General features: G+C 39.8%; 1 protein-coding gene and 2 pseudogenes. All 3 read left to right on the top strand.

Translation table 11 applies throughout. The annotated features are described in order from the left end of the window. Nucleotides 1-972: pseudogene (locus AAC037_RS22490) on the top strand (hypothetical protein); the annotation flags it as partial. A gap of 6 nt (nt 973-978) precedes the next feature. After that, nucleotides 979-1854, top strand: a complete 876-nt coding sequence (locus tag AAC037_RS22485; protein WP_339905774.1) for a sugar phosphate isomerase/epimerase — start codon at nt 979-981, stop codon at nt 1852-1854. Nucleotides 1855-1900: 46 nt separating this feature from the next. Continuing rightward, a pseudogene (locus tag AAC037_RS22480) lies at nt 1901-3095 on the top strand (MFS transporter). Nucleotides 3096-3221 lie beyond the last annotated feature (126 nt).

Below are 3221 nucleotides of genomic sequence, written 5' to 3'. Positions count from 1 at the left end.
ATTGCTCCTATTTACAGTATTTATCCAAATACCGGATCGGGGTACTTAAATCAATTCAAATTGTTATTAGGGGATAAGATTCTTGAGGCTAATAAAAAAATTGTATCTACTACCGATAAAGTAAAATTATTTACTAGTTCATTGACTCTAGAAACACCCCGAAAAGCCAATTTGGGATGGCCTTCTAATCTGGATAAATATACCCGAACAACAAAATTCGGAGCTAATTTGGTAAGACTCCCGGTACGATTCTTAAAGATTAATGAGGATGTTGCGATCTGGAGTTTGCCTGTTGAGCTGTTTTGCGAAATTTCCAATGAAATTCGTGATCGCTCTCCTTTTCCCTATACTTTTTACTACGGCTATACCAACGGATGGCTGGGGTATCTTCCAACAGAAAAAGCATTTCAACATGGAGGATACGAGGTAGAGGTGGTGTCCCCTTATACTTCATCTGGAGAGCGTGATTTAAAGGAGTCTGTTTTGGGATATTTGCAAGGTGAGATGCGGAGCATTAAAACTTACAAAGCCAAGACTGATATCGTAAATAGGCCTGAATTAGTTCAATCGGATGCAGATGGCTCATTAAGGCTCACTGCCAGGAAGGGCAATGCCCAAGGACCGGAAATTAAATATATGCCCGAATGGGCAGCCTTTGGGTGGTTTACTTCAGAAGATAGAGTAGATTGGCATGTGGACGTGGAAAAGTCGGGCAACTATGAAGTAATCCTTGAATGGTCCGTTTCAGATGAAGAAGCGGGAAAGGAATTTCTTCTACAAGCAAAAGGTCAAAAATTGACCGGAATGGTGGCACCTAGCGGATCATGGGAAACGTTCAAGGTAGAAAAGGTAGGTTCGATTAATCTCAGGGCAGGCCGTCAGAAAATAGTGTTTAGGGCAAATAAACATTTTGACAAAGGTGCATTATTAGACCTTCGGGAAATAAAACTAAGAATAGTCAAAAGCCACTAATTATAAATGATGTTAAAGAATAAAATTATGATAACACTTAAGAATCATCTCTGGTATTTATATTTTCTCGCAGTTGCTTTAATTGGATGCAGTGGAAATTCAAAAAAAAATGAGAATCAAAATGCCGATTTGCAAATGGGAGTGGCTTTATATTCCTTCAACCGGTTTTCCTTTGCTGATGCCATTGAAAAGGCAGATAGTGCAGGAGTTAATTATGTTGAGGGATTTTCCTTTCATAAACTCGGGAAGGAATTCAATGAAAATAGCATGTCGTCCATGTCTGAAGAGGATATTGGCAACATGAGGCAAATGCTGAAGAAAAAAAATATTAAAATGCAATCGATGTATGTTAGCGGGGCTAAAAATGAAGATGACTGGAAATATTATTTTGAGCTGGCTAAAAAAATGAAAATGCAATACCTTGTTTGTGAACCTGAAAAGGAATCATGGGATATGCTTGACAGCCTTGCTGGATTATACCAAATTAAAATAGCAATTCATGAGCATGCCAAAGGAAAAAGCATCTATTGGCATCCTGATTCCGTACTCAAGGCTTTAAAAAATCATCCAAACTTTGGAGTCTGTGCAGATTTAGGGCATTGGGCAAGAAGTGGATTGAACCCTTCAGAGTGTCTGAAGAAATTGGAAGGACATATATTAGGAGTTCACTTAAAAGATATACACGAGTCAAATAACACTGAAGCGATTGATGTGATCGTAGGTACAGGTGTTATTGATTTCCCCTCAGTTGTGGATGAATTAAAACGTCAGCGTTTCAATGGTATCGTTCATGTTGAATGCGAACATAAAATGGAAAACAATCTGCCTGATGTCATTGAGGCTATCAGGTATTTCGAGGAATTATATAATCCAATCAAATAGTACAGAAGTTCATCCGTCAAACAAATTAAAAAAAACGACTTAGACAATGACCAAAGGCTCAATGGTATCCACACGTCAAGCCTCGCTACTCGTTGCATTTATGTGGGTAGCGTATTTCCTAAATTATTCTGACCGGCAAGCAATATTTTCGATGTTCCCTTCTTTGGAAGTGGATCTTAACATGACGAACAAACAACTTGGTCTCGTAGGTGCTATTTTTTTGTGGGTATATGCATTTTGCTGTCCAATCGCAGGCTATCTTGCTGACCGATTCTCAAAACGATTACTTGTTATACTCAGCCTAATTTTATGGAGCCTTGTCACAATTGCCACGGGTTTTGCGGGATCTGCTCTGATTATATTGAGCCTGCGTGCGATGATGGGTGTTTCGGAAGCATCCACCTTCACTCCGATCCAGAGCCATCGCAATCCTGACCACGGCACAGATTTTTGGTACGGTGGCGGGTAGCTGGTATGGAGGTTGGATGGCAGATCAAGGCCAATGGCGTAATGCTTTTTTAGTGCTTGGAGTTGTTGGACTACTTTATACAATACCCTATTTCCTATTTCTACGCAATGTGGAGGAAAACAAACCTGTTCAAGTCATTAAGACCACTAAAATACCGGGATTTCGAGTATTATTTAAAGTGAAAACATTTTTACTACTTTGCGTAGTTTTTCCAATATTCGTCTTTGGATTATGGTTGCTGTACGGTTGGTTTCCTACCTTTCTTCATGACAAGTTCTTTCTTAATCAATCAGGTGCGGCACTAAATGCAACAATTTTTATACAAGGTCCAACTCTTATCGGTCTTCTTGGAGGAGGTGTGATTGCTGATGCCATGTATCGCTACACTAAAGCTTCGCGACTATGGTTGCTTACTGCCAGTTTAATACTGTGTGCCCCATTTCTGCATGCACTCGGTAGTAGTGATACGCTCACTACAACACGTATCGCAGCAATGGGATTTGGGTTGTTCAGCGGATTTATGATGGGGAATATCTTTCCTGCGGCCTTTGATGTCGTGGCAGTAGATACGAGAGCATCTGCTGTAGGTTTCCTAAATTTCTTCGGTGCAATTATGTCCGGCTTTGCCACATTATTCGGCGGTATTGACGGATTACTCTCACTGACAGCTATTGCCTATATGTTCGCTGGTATAGCACTGATTGTTGGAATCAAAATGCTTTTTCCTAAAGATTATAAAGCTGAACACGCAGAACTCGAAGTTTTAAATTAGCTACTTATGTTAAAAATACTAATCGCTGAATGTAAACAAGAAGTCTCTACCTTCAATCCATATAAAAGTGGTTGCGAAGATTTTGGGATACGTCACGGAGCTGAAATATTAAACTATCATCGTACC

This window comes from uncultured Cyclobacterium sp., assembly GCF_963976465.1.
In the GTDB taxonomy this organism is placed as follows: domain Bacteria; phylum Bacteroidota; class Bacteroidia; order Cytophagales; family Cyclobacteriaceae; genus Cyclobacterium.
The sequence above is the reverse complement of the archived record's forward strand: the minus strand, read 5'-3'. Positions and strand labels throughout refer to the sequence as shown.